Below are 25,342 nucleotides of genomic sequence, written 5' to 3' on the forward strand. Positions count from 1 at the left end.
TTAGTTGGAACCCTCTTGGGAGCTTTAGCCCCAAGAGGGTTCCAAGATCTAATGCTTAGGATTCACCTGCGGCTTCTAAATTAAAGAGCATTTGTAGGGTTTGCATGGCTCGTCGGCGAGCCTCAATGTCCTGTTGAGCCCGGAGTTGCACCATCGGGTCATGGAGAATTTTATTGACGATCCCACGGGTAAGGGCTTCAATAACTTCTTGATGCCGTTCGGCGAATTCACTGCCTAGACGCGATAGAGCCTTTTCTAATTCCTGGGTACGAATCGTCTCGACCTTCTCTCGGAGACTACTAATCGTGGAGACGGTATCCAGCGATCGCAACCAGACGAGAAACGTTTCTACCTCTTCCTCCAGTAAAACCTCCGCTTCCATCGCCATTTGGCGGCGACTCTCCTGGTTTTGAGCTACTACCGCTTTCAGATCATCGACATTAAAACACTGTACCTGAGCCAGCTGGTTGACATCAGCGTCCACATTCCTGGGTACCGAAATATCAAACAGCATCAGCGCTTGGCAGGCATCCAAGGTCGCTTCTAACTTGGCACGGTTGAGCAAGGGCTCGGTAGCGGCGGTACTGGTAAACACCACGTCCGAATTGGCAATAATTGTCATCATCTCCGTCAAGGTGTGAACCCGGATTCCAGAAACCTGATCCCCCCGTACCATTACGAGCGGTCAAGGTACCTTGAAATTGATCGGCTAATTCCTGTGCCCGTTCCAAGGAACGATTCAGGATCACAATTCGAGAGGCACCTTTTGCCAGGAGGTGCTGAACCAGCAGTCGGGACATTTTACCCGCCCCCACAATTGCTACCCGGCAGTCTACTAAATTTTGGGTTTTGATGTGGGCTAATTCGACCGCTGCTGAACTAATGGAAACTGCTCCCGTACCGATGCTGGTGTCAGTGCGGACGCGCTTTCCAGCGGTAAGGGCTTGCTTAAAAAGTTGATTTAAAATCCGACCGATGCTGTTAAATTGCTGCCCTAGTTTATGGGTTTGCTTCACCTGGGCAAGAATTTGCCCTTCCCCCAGCACCAGGCTGTCTAAGCCTGATGCCACCCGCATCAAGTGCATGATGGCATCCTGATGGAGCAGGATAAACAAGTGCTGCCGCAACGCCGCCATGGGAATTTTGCTGTGCTCAGATAAAAACTGAGTGACTTCCCGGACACCCTGCTCGGTTTCACTGGTCACCAGGTAAATCTCAAGGCGATTACAGGTGCTGACGATCGCAACTTCTTCGATATGGGGATAGCTTTGAAGTTGTGCAGAAGCAGACTCTGTTTGAGTTTCTGGAATACTAAGTTTTTCTCGAATTTCCACAGGGGCTGTTTTATGACTCAGCCCAACAACGACAATATTCATCTTTGTGATCTCGCCAGATTATGCCGCATTGCTATTTAAATCATGGGGAGGAGCCACCGAAAGACAGTGATTGACTTTTGGCTGTTACCCCTTGGAAACCCCTAGTTCTTGTGTGCAAGGACTAGGGGCAAGGACAGATAGATCGGTGGAAGCAGGACAGTCGCTCCCTCCCCAGCTGTTCTATCTACCGCAGTTGCAGATTCTTGGGTGAATCAAACATATGAATGGTATCCACAAATCGAGCGGTTTTCGATTGACTGGAAATCACCAAGGTTTCAGTTCTAGCTCCCCCCTTAAAAAAGGCGGACGCCATTAATCAGGTTCCCCGTGGTAATCCCAGTGCCGGCAAATAGAACCGTTTGACCACCGGCTAATTCTTCGGCGGTGTAAACCTTGTCAGGATCTTCAATGCCCATCTCTTTCAGGCGGGCAATGTTCGCCTCTTTACTTTCACCAATTAGCCCTGTTTTAACCACCTCGGGATCATAAATTAATTGCCCTTGGAAGTGAGCGCCTAAGCAGCGGAGAGCCGCTGCAGAAATCACACCTTCAGGAGCAGCACCAATCCCCATCAGGGCATGGATATTTGTCCCTGAGAATCCGCAATTAATCGCAGCACCAACATCTCCGTCACTAATCAATTGGACTCTGGCTCCGGCTTCCCGAATTTCCTTGATCAGATCGTTATGGCGATCGCGCTTCATCACCACCACCACAAGTTCATCAATGCCGCGATCCAGGCATTCAGACAAGATCTTGAGGTTTTCGGTTGCTGATTTATTAATATCTACCTTACCTTTAGCTGCTGGAGGAGCCGCCAGCTTCTTCATGTAAAAGTCAGGTGCGGCAAACAGGCCACCTTTTTCCGAAATCGCCAGCACGGCCATCGAACCCGGTTGCCCGTAGGCACAAAGGTTGGTGCCTTCACAGGGATCAACGGCAATATCAATCTCAACCAATTCTTCGAGGTTACAGATTTCCGCTGCATTCGGCTGAGAACAGATGCCGACTTCTTCCCCGATATAGAGCATGGGGGCATCATCTCGCTCACCTTCCCCAATGACAATGCGACCGCGCATGTAGATTTTATTCATGCGCTCTCGCATGGCTTCCACAGCGACTCGATCTGCTTCGTTTTTGTCTCCCTTGCCCATCAGGCGGGCAGAGGCGATCGCAGCCTGCTCAACCACTTCAATAATTTCTAAACCGAGCGTATTCTCCACGGGGTGTTCCTCCCAACTGCTGAACTGCGTTACTATGACTCAAACTTCCAGATTACGGCGATTGATGACCGCAACCCAAGACACGATATGCCGCATTTTTCAGTCTACAAGTCTATCAAACGCAAAAAACGCCCTGGAAGTCCCGGAAGGGCGTTGTCATTGTTAAGTTTTGATCACGTAGCGATGGTGGACTAAATGCTGAAGAAGCCCGGTGCAGGCATCCAGCAATAGGTCGATCACCCGGTTGAAGCCTTCAGGTCCTCCATAGTAGGGATCGGGTACTTCCTGCTGGGGGCTGTGGGTACAAAAATCACAGAGCATGCGTACCCGTTCCAGGTATCGCCCCTGGGGATCGAGGGCGAGAATATTCTGGTAGTTGTCCCGATCCATGGCTAGGATGAGGTCAAACTGTTCAAAATCTTGGGGGCGAAATCGACGCGCCTGCCCCTGAATGACGAGGTTGCGGTGCTGAGCAGTGGCCACCATCCGCCGATCGGGGGGACTGCCCACATGGTAGCCCGAGGTTCCGGCGGAGTCACACTGGATTTGCTCCCCTAGACCTGCCTCTTGAACCAAGTGATTCATGATATTTTCCGCCGCAGGAGAACGACAGATATTCCCCAGACAGACAAACAATAACTTGTAAGGTCTCGGTGCGTTCATCCTGACTACATACCAGGGAGTCCCAAGCCACTGGTGAGTTCCTCCATGCGGACTCGCATCGTGTCGGTGGATTTCCGATAGGCATCCTTCATGGCAGCGCCCACTAAATCAGAGAGCACTTCTGCGCCTTCTGTCAGCAGTTGGGGGGCAATCTCAACCCGCAGAGGTTCTTGGTTCCCACTGAGAATTACCTTGACCAGGCCACCCCCCGCTTCTCCTTCAATTTCCATCTGTTCCAGTTCTTCCTGGAGCTTTTTGGCACCTTCCTGCACCTGTTGAGCCTTTTTAATGGCATCGGTCAACTCTTTCATCTTCCCCAGACCGAAGCCAAATCCTTGTCCTTTTGACATAGCGCATTAACCGTATAAAGTGTCTAAAACTGAACTTTGGGAACCATCGTACCCGCAGCTAGGGTATGGAATCGTATCCTTTGGGCGGCGCGATCCTGCCATTTACCTTAGCATTCCTACTGCTGAATCTGACACATCGAAGGGGGGACGGCGGAATTCTCGCCACGGTAGTAGAACCCTATTCATGCCAGACTAGTCAATATCAGAGTACCCATGGGGTAGCACTGAGATGTTGGTTTGAGGCTAGGAGGCAGGATTGAGATGAGTCTACACCGCATGGTTTACTTTAGTTCCGCTGCGCCCGGTTTAAGCTATCCAGACCTGATGGACATTATGGAAAAATCCCAGACGAACAATGCCCATGCTGGGATTACCGGGTTATTGTGCTCTGGCAATGGCATGTTCTTGCAAGCGTTGGAGGGCGATCGCTCCCTGGTCAGTCAAACCTATGCCCGCATTCTCAAAGACCCTCGTCATTTTAATGCTGAGATCGTAGAGTTTGTGGCAGTGGATGCTCGTTGTTTTACAGAATGGTCGATGCGGTTGGTGCAACTTGATGGCTTTGACTCCGAGTCCATCCAAGAAACTCGTCTCAGATACTCCAGCTCCCCAATCTTTTCACCGACCTGTATGAATGCCAAACAGTCCCTGAGCCTGTTGCTCGAGCTCTATAATCTAGGTGCAAAAAAAGGCCTAAATTGCCAACTCCGCTGGCATGCCGTCAGCTCAAGCAGCCTGGAACTCTCCGAGAATGCGAACCTCCGGTTCTAGCAGTAGCGACCAGCGTTGCTCAACTTGATCCTGGATGTGGTGAATTAACTGATAGATATCTCCAGCGGTTGACCCCCCCGCAGTTGAGAATAAAATTGGCATGACGCTCTGCTACCTGGGCTCCCCCAATTTGATACCCCTTAAGGCCTGTACGCTCAATCAGCCAGCCAGCTGCTTGAGGACCGGGATTCCGGAAGACACTGCCACAACTGGGCATATGGTAGGGTTGGGTCGCATGACGATGCTGTAAGTGAGCGTTCGTAGCCGCCGTCACCTGCTGCGGATCGTGCCCCATTTGCAGCTGGAGCGTTGCTTGTACCACCAAGCGGCGATCCACTTGCAGCTTAGAAGTCCGGTAACTAAACGCTAAGTCTTGAGGCTCCAGGGTTTCTAGGTTGCCATGGGCGGACAGTACTTGAGTGTTGATCAAGATATCGGCTATACAAGCCTGATGCGCCCCAGCGTTCATCACCACCGCTCCCCCTAGGGTGCCAGGAATGCCCACAGCCCACTCCATTCCCCGCCATCCTTGGGCCGCTGCTTGCCAGGCCAGACGGACAATGGGTTCTCCTGCGCCAGCGGTGAGTTGGCCCGTGGCAGCGTCGAAGTGGGTATCGCGGCAATAACGGGTACAAATTACCAGGCCGGGTAAGCCACGATCGCTGATCAGCAGGTTAGAACCAGCACCGAGGACAGTAATGGGTAGCCCTTGAGCCTGAGCCCAATCCCAACTTGCTTGCAAGGTTGCCAGATTTCGTGGAGCAACAAACCATTCCGCAGGTCCCCCCACCCGAAACGAGGTGAAGTTAGCCAAGGTCACTTTGGGTTTAATCAGCGCCCGAATATCGGCGGGTTGGAGTAAGAGCATAGGTTCTGGGAAAACTCATCCTAGGGTCTGACAACTTCAGGCATCGGCCAATCATCTACCCCATGAATGGGATCACTAATGTCTAGTTCCGCATCAGCTGCTAATTATGTTACAGACCGACTCCCTGCCCAACATCCGTATGTTGGAAAAAAGTCATGACATCGGGGATGATCTGATTTAAGTTGCCCGCTCCTAGGAACAGGGCTGTATCACCGGGCTGGAGCGTCTCCTTGAGAAAGGCAGCAACGGATTGCACAGACGGTTGATAGTAGACGCTGGGATGATGTCTACCAATGGCTTCGGCAACCTGTTGTCCTTGCAAGTTGGTAGAGTTGGGTTCCCCTGCACTATAAATATCACTGAGGACAACAATGTCAGCATCCTTAAAGGACTGGGCAAACTCGCTCAAAAAGGTGAGAGTACGGCTATATCGGTGGGGTTGAAAGACTGCGATGACGCGGTGGTCATTGCTACTGGGACAGATGCTCTGGGCTTGGAGGCGAGCCGCAGCCAAGGTCACCTGAATTTCGCTGGGGTGATGGGCATAGTCGTCCACAAAGCGAATGCCGCCATACTCGCCCCGAATTTCAAAGCGCCGTCGGGCACCCTCAAAGGTGGCGATCGCCGTCGTAATGGCAGCAAAGGGTAAACCCAAGGTGCGGCCCACCGCGACAGCTGCCAAGGCATTTTGCAGGTTGTGCTGACCTAGTAGCGGCACTTCCAACGTTCCTAACAGGGAACCCCGCTCCCAAATTTGGGCGATCGTCCCGCTAGCCCCATAGGTAATGCTGTCTGCTGCGTAGTCCGCTCCCGTCGCTGGACGCAAGCTATAGGTAATCGTGGGACTCAGGCGATCGCGCACGGTGGGACAGTCAATGCAGCCTACTGAAATTTGACAGTTGTGGGCAAAGGTCTGAAACGTTGCCACGACCTGCTCTAAATTCTCATAGTGATCGGGGTGATCCAGTTCAATGTTGGTAATCACACCAATGCTCGGGGCATGTTTGATCAATGAGCCATCGGATTCATCGGCCTCAGCGACGAGATGCACCCCTTTGCCGAGTCGGGCGTTCCCCCCCAGGCTGCCACCTCGCCACCCACGATGATGGTGGGATCGAACCCCGCTTGCAATAACAGGTAGCCAATCAGGCTACTGGTAGTGGTCTTGCCATGGGTTCCAGCTACTGCAATGCTTTGATAAGCAGCAATCAGTGCCGACAAAACATCGGAACGGTGAAACACCGGGCAACCGAGATCCAATGCGGCTTGATACTCTGGATTGGCCAGGTTGATCGCCGTGGAGCAAATCACTTGGGGCAGATCCACCGAGCCTGTAAAGGATGAAATAGCAGGATGGGACTCAAGGGGGGGGTCAGGTAACAGACAGATGACGAACTAGAGAGGGGGTTGTGGAGATCATCCCAGGGGATTGAAAAGACCCCAGATTGGCAGCTTCCTGACCGTAAAAAACCCTGGCCCCCATCGCCTTTAAGCGTTCCGTGATATGGCTAGCTCGAATATCTGAGCCTGAGACGGGTAGCTTACGCTGGGCCAAAACATAGGCTAGGGCAGACATGCCGATTCCACCAATGCCGATAAAGTGAAACGGCCGACCGCTGAAATCAACGGGTTTCAGCATCACAAACTCCTTGCACACCACACCACACCGATATCACGCGATATCATAGCAAGAATTCCTTGCTGACAACATAAGGTTCTCAAAGGATTTGGATCCCAATCAATCTAACGAATTTCCCGACCGTCCGGATTCACCCGTCTCATGGCGATCGCGGCGGCAGGTAGTTCTACTTTTTGCTACTTTTAAAATCGACTGTTGAATTGCTGCTGCCTAGCGTTTGGTTAAAGGCCGTTGTTATTTTTCCATGCCGAGAATTGCAATTTTTGGTGGCACTTTTGATCCAGTTCATTGGGGACATCTGCTGATTGCTGAAACAGCACTGAATCAATGTGCATTGGATCAGGTAATTTGGGTGCCCACCCACCTCCCTCCCCACAAATTGTCCCAGCCACAATCGGGGTTCGAGCATCGAGCGGCGATGGTGGCGATCGCGATCGCGGATCAGCCTCGTTTTCGGCTGTCAACCCTAGAAGCTAGGCGTGCAGAGCCTTCCTATGCCATCTCGACCTTGAGGGACTTAGCTGTTCAATATCCCCATGCCGAATGGTTTTGGGTGATTGGTCTTGATGCCTTTGAGACCCTACCCCGCTGGCAACAGTGTCAAACTGTCGCCGCCACCTGTGAATGGCTGGTGGCCCCTCGGGGTTGCTGTGATCTGGTTCACAGCCCTCCCCTCCCAAAACAATCTCCGATGCAACAGTGTCAGCAGATTACCCAGCAGTTGGCAGCACGGGGGGTAGGACTACGATGGCAACTCTTGCAAATTCCCACCCTTGATATCTCCTCAAGCCTGATTCGCCAATATCAGCGAGATCGCCGATCCATCCGTTACCTACTACCTGAATCCGTACAGCTTTACATTAAGAAACACCAACTTTATCTCCACGCAGCAGACCTTGAGATCTGACGATTCCAGGCCAATATTTTGAGCCATCTGCGAGTCGAACTGTTCAGGCTTTAGGATATGATTGGGGTCATTACAAGGTTTTTTTACTGAACATCGAGGGCAAGGCGCAGTGATTAGAGTAGCCATCAACGGTTTTGGACGCATCGGACGTAACTTCATGCGATGCTGGCTGGGCAGAGAAAATAGCCAGATAGACATAGTTGCCGTCAACGATACCTCTGATCCTAGAACGAATGCTCATCTGCTGAGATACGATTCCATGCTTGGCACCTTTGATGCTGACATCAGTGCAGATGATAGTTCCATCATCGTCAATGGTAAGACCGTTAAGTGTGTCTCCGATCGGAATCCAGAGAATTTGCCCTGGTCTGCCTGGGGAATTGATTTAATTATTGAATCAACAGGGGTCTTTACCAGCCGCGAAGGTGCAACTAAACACCTCAATGCTGGCGCTAAGAAGGTGCTGATTACCGCACCGGGCAAAGGGGACGATGGCACCTTTGTTGTCGGTGTCAATGATCAACTGTACACCCATGATCAGCATGTGATCATTAGCAATGCCAGTTGTACCACCAACTGTCTGGCTCCGGTTGCCAAAGTTCTCCACGAAAGCTTTGGCATTGTCAAAGGGATGATGACCACCACTCACAGTTACACCGGAGATCAACGGCTTCTGGATGCCAGTCATCGGGACTGGCGACGGGCACGGGCAGCGGCGATCAACATTGTCCCCACCACCACCGGTGCTGCTAAGGCAGTGGGCTTAGTACTGCCTGAACTCAATGGCAAACTCAATGGATTAGCCCTCCGAGTTCCGACACCGAACGTCTCTGTTGTTGACCTCGTTGTGGAAGTGGAACAGCCAGCGATCGTGGAGCAAGTCAACCAGGCGCTGAAAGCTGCTTCGGACGGCCCGATGAAGGGAATTCTGCTCTATAGTGATTTACCGCTGGTTTCTAGTGACTATCGGGGGAATCCTGCCTCCTCAATTGTCGATGCCAGTCTAACGATGACCATGGGGAGCAACCTGGTGAAAGTGATTGCCTGGTACGACAACGAGTGGGGTTATAGCCAACGGGTCTTAGACCTGGCAGAGCTAGTGGCTCAGAAGTGGGTGGCCTAGTCCTGCCCCATACATAAATCAATTTGAAACAGCGCGGTAATCAGCCGCGCTGTTTTTGATCAGGGGTTAAGCGCTACTGCCAGAGCCCCTTTTTACCCTCAGGGCGAATGGTGGACCAGTTGGTTTTGGCCAGTGCCAATTGCTCGTCTGTCACCTTGGCTCCCGTTAAGTTTGCACCACAAAGGTTTGCACCGCGCAGGTTGGCATTACTCAAGTAGGCATTAGTGAGGTTGGCACCGCGCAGATCCGCTCCTTGAAAATCCGCATGACTGCAATAGGCTTTCACCAGGCTGGCATTGCGGAGCACCGTACCATTTAAGTTAGCACGACCGAGGTTGGCATTAAACAGGTTACTCCCCTGCAAATTAGCGTTTGAAAGAGCTGCCTCATGGAAAATTGCCCCCGATAGATCCACCTTTTGCAGATTAATTTCCCGCAGATCTTGAGAGGTAAAATCTCGATTACCGCTAGCGTAGGAATTCAGTAGCCCATTGGCATCCCATCGAGCCGGAACTTTAGGCTTGTGGCCTGAAGTCATTCGCCCTTGGGCATGGGTGTCGGGGATCGAACCTGTGGTCGCGCGCTGTCGAGTCATGCCTGACTGGAGATTGGGATCGGTTTTGGCTTGACGAGCCCGAATAGCCATCGCGGATCGAGAGATCGATGAAGGATCGCTGGTGCGGCGATTGTCCGGTGGTGCTGCTGGTCGTTGTGCGGGTTGAGCAACCATGCTGTTTGCCAAGCTGTCTAGGTATGGCTCCATATCCAATGCCCGCAGAACTTCGTTCGCACTCTGGTAGCGGTGACGAACCGAAACTTCCAGCATCTTCTTCAGCACACTGATGAAATGATCGCTTGCATGGACATGTTTCTGCCAGAGCATCTCTCCTGTTGCCGGATCGTAGTCCAAATCCTTCGGAGACTTGCCAGTGAGTAGATAGATACAGGTGACACCCAACGCATAGATATCACTGGCATAGACAGGGCGCATCGCCATCTGTTCAGGGGGGGCAAATCCAGCGGTGCCAATGGCGAAGTTCGTTAAAGCAGTTTGCCCCCCTTCTCCCATTAAGGTGGTTTGACTGACCTGATCTTTCACAGCCCCAAAGTCGATCAGTACGAGCTTGACATCTTGCAGGCGACGAATGATATTAGCAGGCTTGATGTCGCGATGAATCACTTGCTGGCTATGGACGTATTGCAAGACCGGTAAAAGTTCGCTGAGAAATTGTTTCACCCCTGCCTCGGTAAAGGGGCCATTCTGTTTGACCTCTTGCTGGAGCGTTGGGCCACTGATGTATTCCTGAACAAGATAGAACTCTTGGTTATTGGCAAAATAATCCAGAAGTCGGGGTACCTGGGGGTGGTCACCAATTTTCCCTAAGGTCTTTGCCTCCCGCTCAAAGAGTTCCCGTGCCATCTGCACCACATGGGGAGCGGTGGCGGTGGGACGCAATTGTTTGATCACACAATTGGGTTGACCCGGTAAGGATTCATCCTTGGCCAGAAAGGTTGCGCCAAATCCCCCCTGCCCCAAGGATTGAATCACTCGGTAGCGATCGCGCAATAACAAGCTAGAGCCACACGCTTGACAACGCTCAGTGTGAGTCAGGTTTTCTGGTTGGGGACAAGCTGGATTCAAGCAGTAGCTCATTCACTGTCACTCGCTACGGTCAGCATTACCGGATGGTTTTCTCGACGGATGATCAGGGCAGAACTGACTGCACCAAGTGGCGATCTGCGGGGAAGCTCTATCAAAAAGCTTCTAAAGTGAATCACAATTGACGTCAGCTCAGGGCGATTGAATCTACTTTTGTTACTTTTGTGATTGGCAATCGGTTGAGGATGCCATCTGGATATAGGTATATTGCCTGTTATCTAGGATAGCCGAAATTTTCCGAGAGCTTCGCAATCAGATGTGGTCGCGGGAGCCAGGGATAACGCAGGGCAGAGCGTCAACAGGCAGTAAGATCGATATGACAGGAGTGGCAGAAATTACCTGTCATCCTCAATGAAGTCTTTAGATGAAGAATAAGCGGGTTCAATGCGGGTTGCTTTAAGCTGGCTACAGGAGTTCGTAGAGATTCACAGTACCCCAGAGGTGTTGGCTGAGATGCTGACGATGGCTGGGTTTGAAGTGGAGGAGATTGAGGATCGCCGCACTTGGGCCAAGGGGGTGGTGGTGGGTCAAGTGCTGACCTGTCAGCCTCACCCCAATGCCGATAAACTGAGTGTTTGTCAGGTGGACATTGGTACCCCCAAACCCGCGCAAATTGTCTGTGGTGCTGCCAATATCCGTGCGGATGTTTATGTGCCGGTGGCTACTCTCGGCGCCTATCTACCGAAGGTAGATCTGAAGATTCGAGCGGCAAAACTCCGAGGAGTGGCTTCCGAGGGCATGATCTGTTCCCTCACTGAGTTGGGATTGGCGAAGGAGTCGGCTGGTATCCATATTTTTGCCACCCCGGCGGACACTCCCCTGCCCACAGGCAGTGATGCTCGGCCATTGCTGGGGCTGGATGAGGTGATTTTAGAGGTGACCTCAACGGCCAATCGGGCAGATGCCCTCAGTATGGTTGGTTTGGCGCGAGAAATTGCAGCGATTACTGGAGCACCGTTAAAGTTGCCCCTGCCGCCAGAACTACCTGTACTGTCGCCTGTGAGCACCCTCAATGTGGCGATCGCCGAACCCCCAGCTTGTCCCCGCTACATCGGTACCGTTGTCACGGGAGTGCAGATCGCCCCGTCCCCTGAGTGGCTCCAACGTCGGTTACAGGCTTCTGGCATTCGCCCCATTAACAATGTTGTGGATGTAACCAACTACATCCTGTTGGAATGGGGCCAGCCCCTCCATGTCTTTGACCGCGATCGCCTAGTGGCGGCTGCCACCCGTGGCCAAGAAACTGGATTAACCCTGGGGGTGCGGTATGCCAATCCCCAGGAAATGCTGCCCACCCTGGACGGTCAGGTGAGAACCCTCCAGTCCCAGAACCTGCTGATTACTGCCAATCATCAGCCCGTTGCCTTGGCAGGGGTGATGGGGGGGAGTACAACGGAAGTGGACGAGCAAACCCAAAACCTGGTGCTAGAAGCGGCGATTTTTGATGCCGCTGTGATTCGCCGCTCGGCTCGCGCCCAGGGATTGCGAACAGAAGCATCCACCCGTTATGAACGGGGGGTGAATCAAGCTGAACTAGATGTGGCCTGTCGCCGTGCCCTGGGACTGCTCCAGGAGTTAGCGGGAGGACAGGTAAGTGCCCAGGTGAGTGCTGATAGTCTCGGAGCCTTGGGTATTCGCTCCATTGAGTTGCGATTGGATCGGGTGCATCAGATGTTAGGCCCTGTGGATTTAGCGGTTCCCCAAGCTGCCCCCGCCCTCCCCCTCGAAAGCACCAGCGAGGAGTTAGGTGAGCTGCCAGCCACTGCCATTGATCAAATTTTAACCACCCTGGGATGTACGGTGACGATAACAGCGAACCCTCGGGTTTGGCAGGTAACGGTTCCCCCCTATCGACTGAGGGATCTTGAGCGAGAAATTGATCTGATTGAGGAAATCGCCCGCATCTACGGATACAACCGATTTTGCGATACCCTGCCGATCAAAACAGAACCAGGATACCTCTCCCCCGATCAAATCCTCACGCGCAAACTGCGAGAAAGTCTGCGAGCAGTGGGTTTGACGGAACTCATTCACTACTCGGTGGGGAAACCCACGGGGAACCGTCAAGTTGTGATTGCCAATCCTCTGTTTGCGGAGTATTCAGCCCTGCGTCCGGATTTGCTGACCGGGTTAATGGATGCGTTTCAGTACAATCTGGAGCAGGGAAATGGTTCTCTCTGGGGCTTTGAAATTGGTCGGATTTTCTGGCAGGAAGAAGACGGCATTCAAGAAGGGGATGCGATCTCCGGAATTTTCGGGGGCGACCCGATCCAGGAGCGCTGGTTACGGGGGGGGTCAGGAGCAACCGCTGAACTGGTTTGAGGCCAAAGGGGTTTTGGAGTGTGTGTTTCAACGCCTAGGACTGACGGTGGAATACCAGCCTGATCGGCGGGATCAGCGATTTCACCCTGGACGGACGGCTTCCTTGTGGTTTCAGGGCGATCGCCTGGGAACCTTTGGCCAACTCCATCCCCAACTGCGGCAAGAGCGGGAGTTTCCAGAGGCGGTCTATGCCTTTGAACTGAGTCTGGATGTGGTGTTGGATGCCCTGGACCAGGACGAGCAACTGGTGCCCATCTTTCAGCCCTATGCGACCTATCCGGCCTCTGACCGAGACATTGCCTTTTTTAAGCCCGGAGCAGGTATCTGTGGCTGAACTCCGCCGCGTCATTACCCAGGCAGGGGGGAACCTCTTAGCATCCGTTGCCCTGTTTGATGAATATCGGGGGGAAACGGTACCGGCTGGAAAGCGGAGTTTGGCCTTTCGCTTAGTCTATCGCGCCAGCGATCGCACCCTTACCGATGGGGACATTGAACCAGTGCATCAGCACGTCCGGGAGGCATTGATGGAAAAATTTGGTGTCAGTCTGCGGAGTTAAGCCCCTGCTAGGGAGGCAATCACCTGGTTGAGGCGATGGATGCGCTGACAAAGGACGCGGATGATCCCAAGGGCGATGGTCGGTGCCACATCGATCGCCCCATAGAGTTGCAATTGGCTCAAAGTTAAGCAGTGGGTGGGTGTCTGGGCACGGATGGCGATCTGGGGAGGATCGGGACTAAAGAGAGGGAGTTCACCAAAGAAATCACTGGGGTTCAATTGTTCTAGCACTGTGGTGCCAATGTGGATCTGCACAGATCCAGAGACAATCAGGTACAGCAAGTCTCCCCTCGCCCCTTGGGCAAGAATGGGTTCCTCAGCGGCAAAGGTCACCTCTTCCATCGCCACGGCCAAGCGTCTCAAGAACTCAGGACTGTCGAGGTCTTGAAACAGAGGCAAATTTAGTAGAAACTCAATGCGTTCAGCTTGCTTCAGCATCGGCTAGACCAGACAAGGCAGGGAGCCACCTGAAAAACAGCATACCGCTGCCGTTGAGCATCTGGGTATGCTGGCCCATTGAACTGCTACTTTGTCGCTAGGCTAAGAAGCGGTCATCGATCCAGTCAAGGTTAGGGATTGCGATGAATTACGATCACTGGTTCCAGGTCATTGAAACATTGGTGCTGCATCACTCCCCCAGTGGTGTCGAGACAGCGATGGATCAGTGGTTGCTCGAGACCTGCGAGGGCTGGGGTTTACGGGTCTGGCAAGATGCAGCAGGAAATGTGATTGTCAAACTGCCGGGAGAAACCTCCGCAGCGGCGATCGCCATTACCGCTCACAAAGATGAAATTGGGGCTATCGTCAAGGCCATTCGTCCCACTGGCCAGATCGAAGTCCGTCGTCTTGGGGGATCTTTCCCCTGGGTCTATGGCGAAGGGGTGGTGGATCTGTTAGGCGATCACACCACGCTGAGTGGCATTCTCTGTTTTGGCTCCCGCCATGTTTCCCATGAATCCCCCCAAAAAGCTCAGCAGGAGAATGCGCCCCTGAGGTGGGAAGATGCCTGGGTCGAGACTAAATGTACCCCCGAAGAATTGGCAGCGGCGGGGATTCGTCCGGGGACGCGCATGGTGGTGGGCAAACACCGCAAACGTCCCTGGCGGCTGAAAGACCATATTGCCAGCTATACCCTGGACAATAAAGCCTCGGTTGCCATTCTCCTGGAGCTAGCCCGCACCATCCAGAAACCTGTATGTGATCTCTATCTGGTGGCCTCGGCCAAGGAAGAAGTAGGGGCCGTTGGTGCCCTTTATTTTAGTCAGCGCCAACCGCTAGCGGCTTTAATTGCCCTGGAAATTTGCCCCTTGTCATCTGAGTATCCGATTCAAGATGGGGTGGCTCCGGTATTACTCTCTCAGGATAGCTATGGCATCTATGACGAAACTCTCAACCAGCAACTCCGTCAAGCGGCGGCGGCGGCCAACATTCCGCTGCAACTGGCAACCCTGAGCCAATTTGGCAGTGATGCTTCCATTGCCATGAAGTTTGGGCATGTTCCCCGTGCCGCCTGTCTGGGATTCCCCACCGAAAATACCCATGGCTATGAAATTACCCATTTGGGGGCGATCGCCAACTGTGCCCAGATTCTGCGAACTTACTGTGAGACTCCCTTCCTTGATTAATCCCAGAAGCCCCCTGATGAAATTGCCCATTTGGGGGCAATGCTCAGAGAGCGATCATTGACCATCGCCAGAGGCGGGTCTAGCGACCGAGGAGTCATTTGTTAAAATCGCTCCATGTTTGATAACACTTGTAAGTTCCTGGCGGAGAGCTTTCCTGAAGATTTCGCATCCTGGTTGCTGGGGGAACCGATCACCCTCACCTCACTGAGTCCTTCGGAACTGTCGATCGAGCCGATTCGTGCAGACTCGCTGATTTTACTTGATTCAGATGAAGTCATCCTCCACATCGAATTTCAGACCCAATCGGATTCCACCATGGGGTTCAGGATGGTGGATTATCGCCTGAGAGTTTTTCGACGGTTTCCTAAAAAGCAAATGCGACAGGTCGTAGTTTATCTCACCCCATCCAATTCTGAACGGGTTCAAGAGACTGTGTTTGAAATTCCAGGAACTCGTCATGAATTTGAAGTCATCCGTCTCTGGGAACAACCAACTCAACTGTTTCTGAAGTCAAGGGGGTTGTTACCGCTGGCTGTGTTGACTCAAACGCCGGATCGAGCACAAACGCTACGCCAGGTAGCAGAGCGGGTGGAGGCAATTTCAGAAACCAGGGTGCAAAGCAATGTAGCAGCCGCTGCGGGGATTTTGGCGGGGTTATTATTGGAAACAGATGTGATCAATCAGGTGCTTCGGAAAGACATCATGCAGCAATCAGTGATTTATCAAGAGTGGCGAGAAGAAGCTCTTCAAGAAGGCCGTCAAGAAGGCCGTCAAGAGGAGGGGGTGAATTTTGTATTGCGTCTACTGAACCGTCGCATTGGCCAGATCACCCCTCTCAGTGAATCTCAAATCCGCGCCCTTGCTCTCAACCAACTAGAATCTCTGGGTGAGGCACTGTTGGACTTTTCCAGTGCCGCTGATCTAGATGCATGGCTGCGATGGTCAGAGGGCAATCTAGCAACTGAGGAGCAGCTACGCCAATGACCATTGCCCAGAACGCCCTCAAAAATTAGATGAACTGGAAGTAACCACCAGAGAGGTTCAACCCAGCAGAGCCTTTGACAACGTGTGTTCGGGATAAGGCAACACCCACGATCGTAAGCCCTTACCCAAACTACTTAAACGGCTGGTTGGCAAAGTCTTTGGCGACAAAGGATTTATTTCTGCACCCTTAGCTCTGCATCTCTGGAAGACCTTGAGTATCTAACTGATTACCCGCCTCAAACGCGACATGAAGGGGCGATTAATGCCCCTCATCGACAGATTGCTGCTCCGGCGGCGGGCCATCATTGAGTCGGTCATTGATCAACTCCAGAACATTTCCCAGATTGAACATTCTCGTCCTCGCTCTCCGGTCAACTTCTTGGTCAACTTGGTCTGTGGCTTGATTGCCTACTGTCATCAACCTAAGAAACCTGCTCTCGCCCTCGATCTACATTTACTTCCGGCTTAACTCGAACTCACGTTTGTTAAGGTTGTGTGGACGGTGACAGACAATCACGAGGTTGCAGGCTGCTTGGCAAAAAGTCTCGCCCCAATCATGGTGTTAGAGTTGTGGCAAAAGACCAGCGGTACTTGGTTCAATGTGCTCACAGTTATCTCAGGAACTGCCCTAGGTTTGTGCCTCCAGGAAATTCTTGCCCCGGCACTGCGCCAGATCATAACCCAGGGAGTGGGGTTGATCACGCTGTTTGTGGGCTTTACCATGGCTGGCAACCTGCTAAAGATCCAAACCCACTACTTTGATGGGATGTTGTTGGGATTAGTTTCCATGCTCATGGGTGGTTTGCTCGGAGAATGGTGGCAGATTGAAGCCCGACTAAGGTGCCTCGGCGAACAACTCAAGGGCTATGTGCAAGGCTATGGTAGCTTTACAGAAGGATTTGTGACTGCGAGTTTGTTGTTCTGTGTCGGCCCCATGGCGCTGCTAGGGTGCTTGAACAATGGCCTCACGGGAGATAGTCGGTTGCTGACTTTAAAAGCAACGATGGATGGATTTGCCGCGATCGCCCTGTCGAGTCGTTTAGGGGTTGGCGTTGGCTTTTCTGGGGTGTCGATACTGCTCTATCAAGGCGGATTATCGCTGGCAGCAGGTTTCTTAGCTCAATTCCTTCCCAACCCCACAACCGATCCTCGGGTTCTGCTGTCTACAGGAGTCGGTGGACTGATGATTGTAGGGTTGGGCTTAACCCTCTTGGATGTAGCTCCGATTCGGGTTGCTTCGTTTCTCCCCAGCTTGTTGTTGGCACCGTTGCTCTATCATCTAGCGACTGGGATCGGCTAAAGCTAAAGATTCGGGACTTCCACAGTCAGCGGCGCTGTGAATAATTGGCGCACAAACTTGTAGAGATCAGCCTCGGGTCGATTCTCTAGCTGTAGCCCCTTCAGATCCATCAGTCCTTGGGCAAGGGGTTCCATCCGATGTTTGTAACTTCCATGGGCAGCCAGCAGATCTTTAAAGACTTCCCGCTCCAGATCCGTAGGCGTAGCTGTTTCATCCACAGGAGTCTGAAACTGGATGGCGGTGACCTCATATTGCAGACGGAAGATCAGAGCCCCACTCAGGTCTTGCAGGTGTCGTTGTAAATCTTTGGTGTTTAAGTCCAAGGGATCAAATCCCACCGAGCCCTTGATGCGTAAAGCGACAATGGGAGCGAGGGGAGAATTGAGTTGACCAGACGCTCGGGCTGCCTGGATTTGGGCGATCGCCCCTTGGTAAATTTCCTCAACCGACTCATGCCCTTGGGTCTTGAGTTCTAACCGCACAATCGGACGTTGATAGTAATCCTGTTTGAGAGTAGCGACCACTCCCTCAGCAGTGATCTCCACCAGATAGGCTCCCCGCAGGTAATCTCCCTCTTCGATGTTGTTGGCCTCTAGGGAGCCTGGGTTAAAAATCCATGATTCTAGGGTGTAGTGTTTGTGGATGTGACCGAGGGCTAGGTAATCAATACCAGCTCGCTTCAGGGGGAGAAAATCTCGGTAGCGTAAGGCTCCCTGATAGCGCGCAATCTGCCCTTCTAGACCGTGGTGAAACATTAAAATCTGATGGGGTGGCCCAGGGGGGAGTTCCTGAATGGCGGTGGCTAATTGGGCGATCGCCTTGGGAGCCGAGGCACCATACCACTGGGAACCCAACACCCGCACCCCGCAGGGCAAGTCGATATAGCCGCCACTCTTGCGATCGGGGTTCCAGGGTTGATAAAGGGCTTCGCCTCCCTGGGTATCGCCGGGTTCCAGCAAGATCAGTAAATCCCAATCAGCCAGATAGCGCAACCAACTTGTTTTGGTGCCGTAGGGGCGGTTGTCATGATTGCCCTCAATCGCCAGCACCGGAATCTGGGCGGCTTGGAGATGTTGCAGACAAAGTTGCGCTTGATTTAAAACCCCCGGTTGAATATTGCGATGCTCAAACAGATCTCCCGCAATCAGCACAAAGTCAACGGCAGGGGCGATCGCGTAACGTTCTAGGACGTCCTGGAGTGCATAGAAAAAATCTAGGGTGCGATCGCGGCAGTCATAGCGATCAAATCCTAGATGAATATCAGCAATGTGCAGAAACCTGGGCATGGATTAGAGTTCCCCTGAAAAAACCATCCCCCAATACAACGGGTCAAAGCCCGTATCGAACCGAGTGTACTGATTGTAGAGCGCCCCCTGGAAGTTGACATCGGTTAAATTTGTTTCACTGAGATTGGCCTTAATTAAATCAGCTGTGCGCAGATCAGCCTGACTCAAGTTGGCCCCCCGCAGATTGGCACTCCGCAAATTGGCCCCTCGGAGGTCAGATCCTTGCAAGTCTGCCTTCGGTAGATTCGCTCCTTGAAGCGTTGTCCCCTGAAGGTTCACAGTTCGCATGACCGCGTAGCTGAGCACTGCATAGGTCAAATCCGCTTGACTGAGATCCGCGCCACTAAGGTTGGCACCGCGCAGGTCTGCATCCGTCAGATCCGCTTCTCTGAGGTTGGTTTGGCAAAGATTGGCTCCAATCAAAATCGTCTCCCGCAGATGGGCTCCTGAGAGATTCGCCGCTGAGAATCGCACCACTCGCAGATCGGCTCCCCGGAGATTGGCTCCCTGTAGATTGGCTCCCTCCAGTTCTACCCGCAGAAAGCCTCGAACTCCGGTTGCATACTGTTGCAGTAATTGAGCCGCAGATGTGATCGACATATTCCTAGGGGGAGGGGGCATGGCTGGGATGCAAAGAAGACGAGCACACAGCAGATTAGCTACCCACCGCAGACCGTTGGTTACTATCCGCTGCCATTTCTTCTAGCATCTCTTGTTGGTCTTGAGAAATACAATTTTGAATGATCGATTCTAGATCACCCTCTAGCACTGTCAACAGGCTAAAGTTTTGTCCTAAACGGTGATCGGTTGCCCGATTATCTTTGTAATTGTAAGTTCGAATCTTCTCTGAGCGTGATCCCGTCCCCACCTGGGATCGCCGTCTTGATGTCACCGCTTCCTGCTGTTCTCGCAGCTTCATCTCGTAGAGTTTAGCCCGTAGGATTTGCATCGCCCGTTCCTTATTCTGGAGCTGCGATCGCTCCTCGGTACAAAAGATCCGAATCCCCGTTGGCTTGTGGAACAGGTCAGCAGCGGTTTCTACTTTGTTCACGTTTTGTCCCCCCGCCCCCCCGGAGCGAGCGGTGCTCATCTCAATATCTTTGGGGTCGATGTGGATCTCCACATCATCGACCTCCGGCATAACAGCCACCGTTGCCGTGGAGGTATGTACCCGTCCAGAGGCCTCCGTCATCGGCACGCGCTGCACCCGATGCACCCCCGCTTCATACTTCAGCTTGCTGTAGACGTGTTCGCCTTGAATCTCTAGAATCGCCTCTTTAAACCCACCCATGTCAGCTAGGGATTCACTGACCAGCTTTACCCGCCAGTGCTGATTCTCGGCATAACGAGAATACATACGTACCAAGTCGCCGGCCCAGATGCTGGCCTCATCCCCTCCAGTGCCTGCCCGAATTTCCAACATGATATTTTTATCATCGTTGGGATCGCGGGGCAGCAGGAGAATTTTCAGCCGGGACTCTAACTCGTCAAGCTGACTCTGGAGCTGCTCTACCTCCAGGGCTGCCATTTCTTGCAACTCGAGATCACTACTGGCCTCTTTGAGGATCTGTCGAGCATCAGCTAGGTGATGATGGGTCTGTTTCCAGATCTCATAGGTGAGGACAATCTGTTCAAGGGAAGACCGTGTTTTTGCCACCCGTTGAAACTCAGTCGGATCTCTAGCAATATCTGGATCTCCCAGACGCCGAGTGAGTTCATCAAAGGTTTGCTCAACGGATTTGAGCTTATCCAGTAGATAGGATTCAGCCATAAAGAAGCGATCACAACAGGAAGATGACAGTGCTTATCGTCAGGCTCAAGAGATCTCTAAACCGATGGCGACATGAAGCTTGTTCCACCAGCCCATCCCTCAGCTGGCAACTATCGCTTCTTCTTGTCTTGGGAGGTTGCCTTGCCATCCTTGGCGGGAGAAGTAGCTACGGCATTCCCAGGAATATCGGCACCTTCCATCATGCCGTACTTGCGGAGGAAGCGTTCAACGCGACCTTCCGTATCGATGATCTTCTGAGTTCCAGTATAGAAAGGATGATTGCCAGACCAAACATCCACATGCAGTTCTGGCCGCGTGGAACCAATGGTCATGACGACTTCACCATTGCAATAGACTTTAGCGTCTGGATACCACTGGGGATGAATCTCGGCTTTTGGCATGGTTTTCGCTCCAAATTGACGACTGTCGATAAATCTGTTGTTAGCGCTTCGAGTACTGAGGTGCCTTACGGGCCTTCCGTAACCCATACTTCTTCCGCTCCTTAGCGCGGGGATCACGAGTCAAATAACCTTCAACCTTCAGGGGCTTGCGATTATCCGGATCCAGCTGACAAAGGGCACGCGCCACGCCTAAACGGACGGCATCGGCCTGCCCCGTCAACCCACCACCTTCGGCCTTGACCAAAATATCGTATTCCTGCTCTAGGCCCAAGGTTTCCAAGGGAGCCTTAACGGCGGAGAGATAGGCTGGGTTGAATTGGAGATAGAGGTCACCAGCCTTGCCATTGATCGTGAGTTGCCCATTTCCAGGCACCAACCGCACCCGGGCAACCGCAGATTTACGCCGTCCTGTTCCCCAATAAACTACGCGGTCATTTTGTTCGATCGTCTGCATTAGTCTGCTCCTCCAGGAATCGTGTTGATGATCAGGGTTTGGGGTTTTTGAGCCGTATGGGGATGCTCAGGTCCGGCATACACCTTCAGCTTGGTAAACAATTGCCGTCCCAGGGTATTCTTGGGTAACATGCCTTGAATCGCATGTTCGATAATCCGTTCGGGTATCCGGGCCTGTAACTTGGCAAAGGTTTCCGTTTTCATCCCACCGGGTCGTCCTGAATGGCGGCGGTAGATTTTATCCGTCCGTTTTTTCCCTGTGACGGCAATTTTTTCAGCGTTGACAACAATAACAAAATCACCGGTATCCAGGTGGGGAGTAAAGGTTGGCTTATTTTTGCCCCGCAGGATCATCGCAACTTCGCTCGCCAACCGTCCGAGCCGCTGATCGGTAGCATCGACAACATACCAGTTACGTTCAATGGAATCCAGAGGTGGGAGATAGGTCTTATTCATGTTCATCAAGGGTAGAGGTCAAGATTTTTGAGGGTTAAGCCAAGTTTGAACAGCAGAGCACCGGGGTGAAGGGAGGATCCTCTAGGGCATCCAGCGAACTGTTCTCGACAACGACCCAGCCCGCTGGGCAATCAGTCGATAGGCTCCATCTGGGTTGGGTGTCATACCAGACTTCTGGCGGAAAGGGACAGTCTGGATATCCAATGCGCAGCAGACTGAGACCCTGGGCAGGGGCTGCATGCTTGACCTCCTCACGGCGCTCCTTCATCCAGAGTTCGGTAAAACTGGCGGGCGATCGCTGCCCCCGTCCCACCTGAACCAAGAGCCCCACCAACAGGCGCATCATGCCATACAGAAAGCCATTGGCCTGCACCTCGATCTCTAGAAATTGTTCCCGCCGCTTACATTCCGCTACTTGAACATCTACCCAGGAATGGGCACGATGGGAGCCAGCACGATGAAAGGCAGCCAGATGATAGCGACCCACTAGCGGTGTTAAGGCCTCCTGCATGCGATCCTCATCCAAGGGTTCGTAATAGTAATGCCAGGTGAGGGGGCGGACAAACAGATTGGGATGCGGGTCGGTGTAAAGTGTATAGCGATAGCGCCGCCAAAGAGCTGAGAAGCGGGCATGCCAATTGGGAGCAACGGCTGCTGAAGCTCGAATCACCACGTCGTTCGGTAACCGGGGATTGAGAATATCAGCCCAACGGTGAGCCGGAATGGTTGCAGTGGCATCAAAATGGGCAACTTGAGCCGCAGCATGAACCCCTGAGTCTGTCCGTCCAGCCCCATGGAGCACCACCCGGCGATCGAGGATTGCAGACAAAATATCCTCAATTGTCGCTTGGACGGTACGCTGTTGAGGCTGTCGTTGCCAGCCATGAAAGCCTGTTCCCAGGTATTGAATTACCAGGGCGACCCGTTGTAAATCATGGGTGGTTGCAGCCAGAGAGGGGAACATACTCAACCTCAAGTCAGTTCAATAATTGCCATCTCGGCATTATCACCCCGACGATTCACAGTGCGTAGAATCCGGGTATAACCTCCCTGGCGATCGCTATAGCGAATGCTCGCTTTCTCGAACAACGAATGAACCAACTGCTTGTCATAGATATAGCCCATGGCCTGCCGACGCGCAGCCAAAGAACCATTCTTGGCCAAGGTGATCATCTTCTCAGCTTCACTGCGAACTGCTTTTGCCCGAATCAGGGTGGTCGTAATTCGACCATGACGAATTAGTTCAGTGGTGAGGGTTCTGAGTAGAGCCTGCCGCTGGTCAGCAGGCTTTCCAAGTTGGGGAACACGACAACGATGACGCATAGGTTTCAGCAGTGAGTAACATTAAAAGCTCAATTGAAATAATTCTTCCGAGAATTTAGGGAGCTGGCTTGGCAGCTTTTTCGTGGGGCAGGGTGATTCCCAGTCGTTGTTGCAGAGCTTCTACAACTTCCTCAGCAGACTTTTGCCCGAAGTTTTTAATCTCCAGCAAATCCTCTTGGGTATAGTCCAGGAGATCTGCTACTGAATTGATTTGGGCTCGCTTCAAACAGTTGTAGGCTCGCACCGAAAGTTGAAGCTCTTCAATGGGAATTTGGCTGGTAGGATCATCATCCGGCTCGTAGTCTCCCCCCGTCGACTCAAAGGTGATATCTTTGAGCGGATTAAACAGATCGACGAGGATATTAGCGGCCTGACTCAGAGATTCCTGGGGGGTAAGACTGCCATCGGTCCAGACTTCCATGACCAAGCGGTCTTTCTCCAAGGCACCTCCAATCCGGGTATCTTCGACGCTATAGTTGACTTTGCGAACGGGCATAAAGATAGCATCAATCTGGAGAAAGTCTAAGGTGCTGGACTCATCGCGACTGCGGTCAAAGGTACGATAGCCCTTGCCCCGTTCGACTCGAAACTCCATCTCCAGAACTGACCCTGCGGATATCGTCGCAATGTATTGGCCAGGGTTGACCAACTCCACCTCCGAGGGCAAATCAAAATGTCCGGCGGTAACCGTTGCTGGCCCCTGAATGCGGAGGCGACCGATCTGGGGCTGAGAAGAATGACTCTTCAGCACCACGGCCTTCATACTCAGCAGAATATCCAGGACATCCTCCCGCACCCCTGGAATCGTCGCAAACTCATGATTGACGCCTGCGATCCGCACCCCAGTTACAGCTGCCCCCTCTAGATTGGACAGGAGGACGCGTCGCAGGGCATTGCCCACGGTGGTTCCCTGTCCCCGCTCCAGCGGCTCTAGCACAAACTTACTAAACAGCCATTGATCKTTTTTCAACGCTGGTTTCTACACACTCAACTTGGAACTGTGCCACCGAGCAACCTCCCTTTTGCTGACTAAATTGCAGGCCTGTACAGCCTGCTGCTGATGATTGGAGAACCAGTTCACTGAGTTGGTTAGACCTGAATCCACTGGCTCCAATACAGGTTCTAGCGGCTGCGAAACACCTTCCTGTCTAAAGAACCAAGACGGGTGTTCAAAGCAATTGCCTAGACACGGCGACGCTTAGGGGGACGACAACCGTTATGGGGGATGGGGGTGACATCACGGATCAAGGTAATTTCCAGTCCCGCGCCTTGGAGCGCCCGAATGGCGGTCTCACGACCCGCCCCTGGCCCACTGACCATCACTTCAATTTGCCGCATTCCCTGATCAATGGCTCGACGGGCTGCACCTTCAGCCGCCGTCTGAGCTGCAAAGGGAGTTCCCTTCTTGGCACCTTTGAAGCCACTAGAGCCTGCGGAAGCCCAAGAAATTACCTCTCCTCCTGTGTCCGCAATGGTCACAATCGTGTTATTGAAAGTCGATTGGATGTAGGCCACGCCATTCGGTACATTCCGTTTTTGTTTGCGAGGGCCAGTTTTTCTAACGGGTTGTCGCGCCATATCAAAATTCTTCGCCTGGGTTATAACGTATGCGTCATGGAGTCATAGACTCAGCTACTTATTTCTTGCTAGGAGCTTTTTTCTTCCCAGCCACAGTCCGCCGACCACCACGGCGGGTACGAGCATTTGTCCGGGTTCGCTGCCCTCGCACAGGTAAGCCCATACGATGACGGCGTCCTCGATAGGTGCCAATGTCCATGAGACGCTTGATATTCATTGACTCCAAGCGTCTCAGGTCACCTTCGACCTGATAGTTACTTTCGACAGCTTCCCGCAACGTTGTAACTTCGGCATCACTCAAGTCTTTGACTCGGGTGTCTGGGTTGACGCCAGTCTGACTCAGGATCTCTTGGGAACGGGACAACCCAATTCCATAGATGTAAGTCAGGCCAATTTCAACACGTTTGTCACGGGGAAGATCTACTCCGGCAATTCGTGCCACGCTTCTCTCTCCTGGTCTTCACTGAACTCACGATTGATCTCGAAAAAATCAAACAGTCTTGCAACTGACTGCCTATGACTGGGACAGTCATGCTAGCCTTGACGTTGTTTATGCTTTGGGTTAGAACAAATCACAACGACCCGACCGCGACGGCGAACGACGCGACACTTTTCACAAATCTTACGAACGGAAGCTCGGACTTTCATGCCCAGTCCTATGTCACTACAAAAGTATCATTCTAACAGCTTTCTTGAAGAAAATCAAA

21 protein-coding genes and 7 pseudogenes are annotated in these 25,342 nt (G+C 52.6%); 8 read left to right on the forward strand and 20 right to left on the reverse strand.

The window, feature by feature from the left end; all coding sequences use genetic code 11:
- Nucleotides 1-55 precede the first annotated feature (55 nt).
- From DO97_RS07865 to DO97_RS07880, 4 genes and pseudogenes are all read right to left on the reverse strand, one after another.
- A pseudogene (locus tag DO97_RS07865) lies at nt 56-1,376 on the reverse strand (glutamyl-tRNA reductase).
- A 184-nt stretch (nt 1,377-1,560) separates the two neighbouring features.
- Nucleotides 1,561-2,599: pseudogene (gene glpX / locus DO97_RS07870) on the reverse strand (class II fructose-bisphosphatase).
- A gap of 162 nt (nt 2,600-2,761) precedes the next feature.
- The gene (locus DO97_RS07875; protein ID WP_072016398.1) at nt 2,762-3,262 is read right to left on the reverse strand and encodes a low molecular weight protein-tyrosine-phosphatase; all 501 of its coding nucleotides are present in this window, start codon (nt 3,260-3,262) and stop codon (nt 2,762-2,764) included.
- Between the two features lie 5 nt (nt 3,263-3,267).
- Nucleotides 3,268-3,612, reverse strand: coding sequence for a YbaB/EbfC family nucleoid-associated protein (locus DO97_RS07880; RefSeq protein WP_036532259.1), 345 nt, complete (start codon nt 3,610-3,612; stop codon nt 3,268-3,270).
- 261 nt (nt 3,613-3,873) lie between these two features.
- Here DO97_RS07880 and DO97_RS07885 point away from each other — a divergent pair, with 261 nt between their 5' ends.
- Nucleotides 3,874-4,383, forward strand: coding sequence for a BLUF domain-containing protein (locus DO97_RS07885; RefSeq protein WP_081980671.1), 510 nt, complete (start codon nt 3,874-3,876; stop codon nt 4,381-4,383).
- On the opposite strand, the pseudogene murB reads toward DO97_RS07885, so the two are convergent.
- Together murB and murC are read right to left on the reverse strand one after the other, a co-directional pair.
- Nucleotides 4,339-5,251 (reverse strand): annotated as a pseudogene (gene murB / locus DO97_RS07890) (UDP-N-acetylmuramate dehydrogenase). The gene DO97_RS07885 and the pseudogene murB overlap by 45 nt on opposite strands.
- A gap of 109 nt (nt 5,252-5,360) precedes the next feature.
- Nucleotides 5,361-6,890 (reverse strand): annotated as a pseudogene (gene murC, locus DO97_RS30940) (UDP-N-acetylmuramate--L-alanine ligase).
- 244 nt (nt 6,891-7,134) lie between these two features.
- Between murC and nadD the strand changes: the two are divergent.
- Nucleotides 7,135-7,797, forward strand: a complete 663-nt coding sequence (gene nadD / locus DO97_RS07905; protein WP_036532263.1) for a nicotinate (nicotinamide) nucleotide adenylyltransferase — start codon at nt 7,135-7,137, stop codon at nt 7,795-7,797.
- A gap of 109 nt (nt 7,798-7,906) precedes the next feature.
- On the forward strand, nt 7,907-8,920 hold the full coding sequence (locus DO97_RS07910; RefSeq protein WP_036532393.1) for a type I glyceraldehyde-3-phosphate dehydrogenase: 1,014 nt from the start codon (nt 7,907-7,909) through the stop codon (nt 8,918-8,920).
- Between the two features lie 73 nt (nt 8,921-8,993).
- Here DO97_RS07910 and DO97_RS07915 read toward each other — a convergent pair whose 3' ends face one another.
- Nucleotides 8,994-10,574 carry a serine/threonine-protein kinase gene (locus tag DO97_RS07915; protein WP_036532264.1) on the reverse strand — a complete coding sequence of 527 codons (1,581 nt, stop codon included), beginning with the start codon at nt 10,572-10,574 and terminating at the stop codon, nt 8,994-8,996.
- 390 nt (nt 10,575-10,964) lie between these two features.
- On the opposite strand from DO97_RS07915, the pseudogene pheT reads away from it, so the two are divergent.
- Nucleotides 10,965-13,459 (forward strand): annotated as a pseudogene (gene pheT, locus DO97_RS07920) (phenylalanine--tRNA ligase subunit beta).
- Here pheT and DO97_RS07925 read toward each other — a convergent pair.
- Nucleotides 13,456-13,896, reverse strand: coding sequence for a Crp/Fnr family transcriptional regulator (locus tag DO97_RS07925; RefSeq protein ID WP_036532265.1), 441 nt, complete (start codon nt 13,894-13,896; stop codon nt 13,456-13,458). The pseudogene pheT and the gene DO97_RS07925 sit on opposite strands and share 4 nt — an antisense overlap.
- Before the next feature lie 143 nt (nt 13,897-14,039).
- On the opposite strand from DO97_RS07925, the gene DO97_RS07930 reads away from it, so the two are divergent.
- The 4 genes and pseudogenes from DO97_RS07930 to DO97_RS07945 all read left to right on the forward strand — a co-directional run bounded on the left by DO97_RS07930 (nt 14,040) and on the right by DO97_RS07945 (nt 17,367).
- Nucleotides 14,040-15,083, forward strand: coding sequence for a M42 family metallopeptidase (locus tag DO97_RS07930; RefSeq protein ID WP_036532267.1), 1,044 nt, complete (start codon nt 14,040-14,042; stop codon nt 15,081-15,083).
- 114 nt (nt 15,084-15,197) lie between these two features.
- Nucleotides 15,198-16,067, forward strand: coding sequence for an Rpn family recombination-promoting nuclease/putative transposase (locus DO97_RS07935; protein WP_036532269.1), 870 nt, complete (start codon nt 15,198-15,200; stop codon nt 16,065-16,067).
- 97 nt (nt 16,068-16,164) lie between these two features.
- A pseudogene (locus tag DO97_RS26190) lies at nt 16,165-16,536 on the forward strand (transposase); the annotation flags it as partial.
- Nucleotides 16,537-16,623: 87 nt separating this feature from the next.
- Nucleotides 16,624-17,367, forward strand: coding sequence for a DUF554 domain-containing protein (locus DO97_RS07945; protein WP_036532395.1), 744 nt, complete (start codon nt 16,624-16,626; stop codon nt 17,365-17,367).
- A 2-nt stretch (nt 17,368-17,369) separates the two neighbouring features.
- Here the strand turns inward: DO97_RS07945 and DO97_RS07950 are convergent, their stop codons facing one another.
- The 12 genes and pseudogenes from DO97_RS07950 to rpmJ form a co-directional block, all read right to left on the reverse strand.
- Nucleotides 17,370-18,653, reverse strand: a complete 1,284-nt coding sequence (locus DO97_RS07950; protein ID WP_036532271.1) for a metallophosphoesterase family protein — start codon at nt 18,651-18,653, stop codon at nt 17,370-17,372.
- A gap of 3 nt (nt 18,654-18,656) precedes the next feature.
- A complete protein-coding gene (locus DO97_RS07955; protein WP_072016401.1) occupies nt 18,657-19,253 on the reverse strand; it encodes a pentapeptide repeat-containing protein in 597 nt (198 codons plus the stop codon).
- Between the two features lie 55 nt (nt 19,254-19,308).
- Complete coding sequence (prfA, locus tag DO97_RS07960; protein ID WP_036532273.1) at nt 19,309-20,424, reverse strand: peptide chain release factor 1; 1,116 nt, start codon at nt 20,422-20,424, stop codon at nt 19,309-19,311.
- 110 nt (nt 20,425-20,534) lie between these two features.
- Entirely contained in the window at nt 20,535-20,825 is a 291-nt protein-coding gene (rpmE, locus tag DO97_RS07965; protein ID WP_036532276.1) for a 50S ribosomal protein L31, read from the reverse strand.
- 40 nt (nt 20,826-20,865) lie between these two features.
- Nucleotides 20,866-21,279 (reverse strand): 30S ribosomal protein S9, encoded by a 414-nt coding sequence (gene rpsI / locus DO97_RS07970; RefSeq protein ID WP_036532277.1) that lies wholly within the window; start codon nt 21,277-21,279, stop codon nt 20,866-20,868.
- Nucleotides 21,279-21,734: a 50S ribosomal protein L13 gene (gene rplM, locus DO97_RS07975; protein ID WP_036532398.1), complete on the reverse strand. Its 456-nt coding sequence runs from the start codon at nt 21,732-21,734 to the stop codon at nt 21,279-21,281. The genes rpsI and rplM overlap by 1 nt, the downstream gene beginning before the upstream one ends.
- A 34-nt stretch (nt 21,735-21,768) precedes the next feature.
- A complete protein-coding gene (gene truA / locus DO97_RS07980; protein WP_081980672.1) occupies nt 21,769-22,698 on the reverse strand; it encodes a tRNA pseudouridine(38-40) synthase TruA in 930 nt (309 codons plus the stop codon).
- 8 nt (nt 22,699-22,706) lie between these two features.
- Entirely contained in the window at nt 22,707-23,057 is a 351-nt protein-coding gene (gene rplQ / locus DO97_RS07985) for a 50S ribosomal protein L17 (protein ID WP_036532279.1), read from the reverse strand.
- Between the two features lie 55 nt (nt 23,058-23,112).
- Nucleotides 23,113-24,064, reverse strand: a pseudogene (locus DO97_RS07990) (DNA-directed RNA polymerase subunit alpha).
- A 175-nt stretch (nt 24,065-24,239) separates the two neighbouring features.
- Nucleotides 24,240-24,635, reverse strand: a complete 396-nt coding sequence (rpsK, locus tag DO97_RS07995; protein WP_036532280.1) for a 30S ribosomal protein S11 — start codon at nt 24,633-24,635, stop codon at nt 24,240-24,242.
- A gap of 58 nt (nt 24,636-24,693) precedes the next feature.
- Nucleotides 24,694-25,077, reverse strand: a complete 384-nt coding sequence (gene rpsM, locus DO97_RS08000) for a 30S ribosomal protein S13 (RefSeq protein ID WP_036532282.1) — start codon at nt 25,075-25,077, stop codon at nt 24,694-24,696.
- Between the two features lie 92 nt (nt 25,078-25,169).
- Entirely contained in the window at nt 25,170-25,283 is a 114-nt protein-coding gene (gene rpmJ, locus DO97_RS22100) for a 50S ribosomal protein L36 (protein ID WP_072016402.1), read from the reverse strand.
- Between the last annotated feature and the right edge of the window lie 59 nt (nt 25,284-25,342).

It is taken from the genome of Neosynechococcus sphagnicola sy1, from assembly GCF_000775285.1.
Classification (GTDB): domain Bacteria; phylum Cyanobacteriota; class Cyanobacteriia; order Neosynechococcales; family Neosynechococcaceae; genus Neosynechococcus; species Neosynechococcus sphagnicola.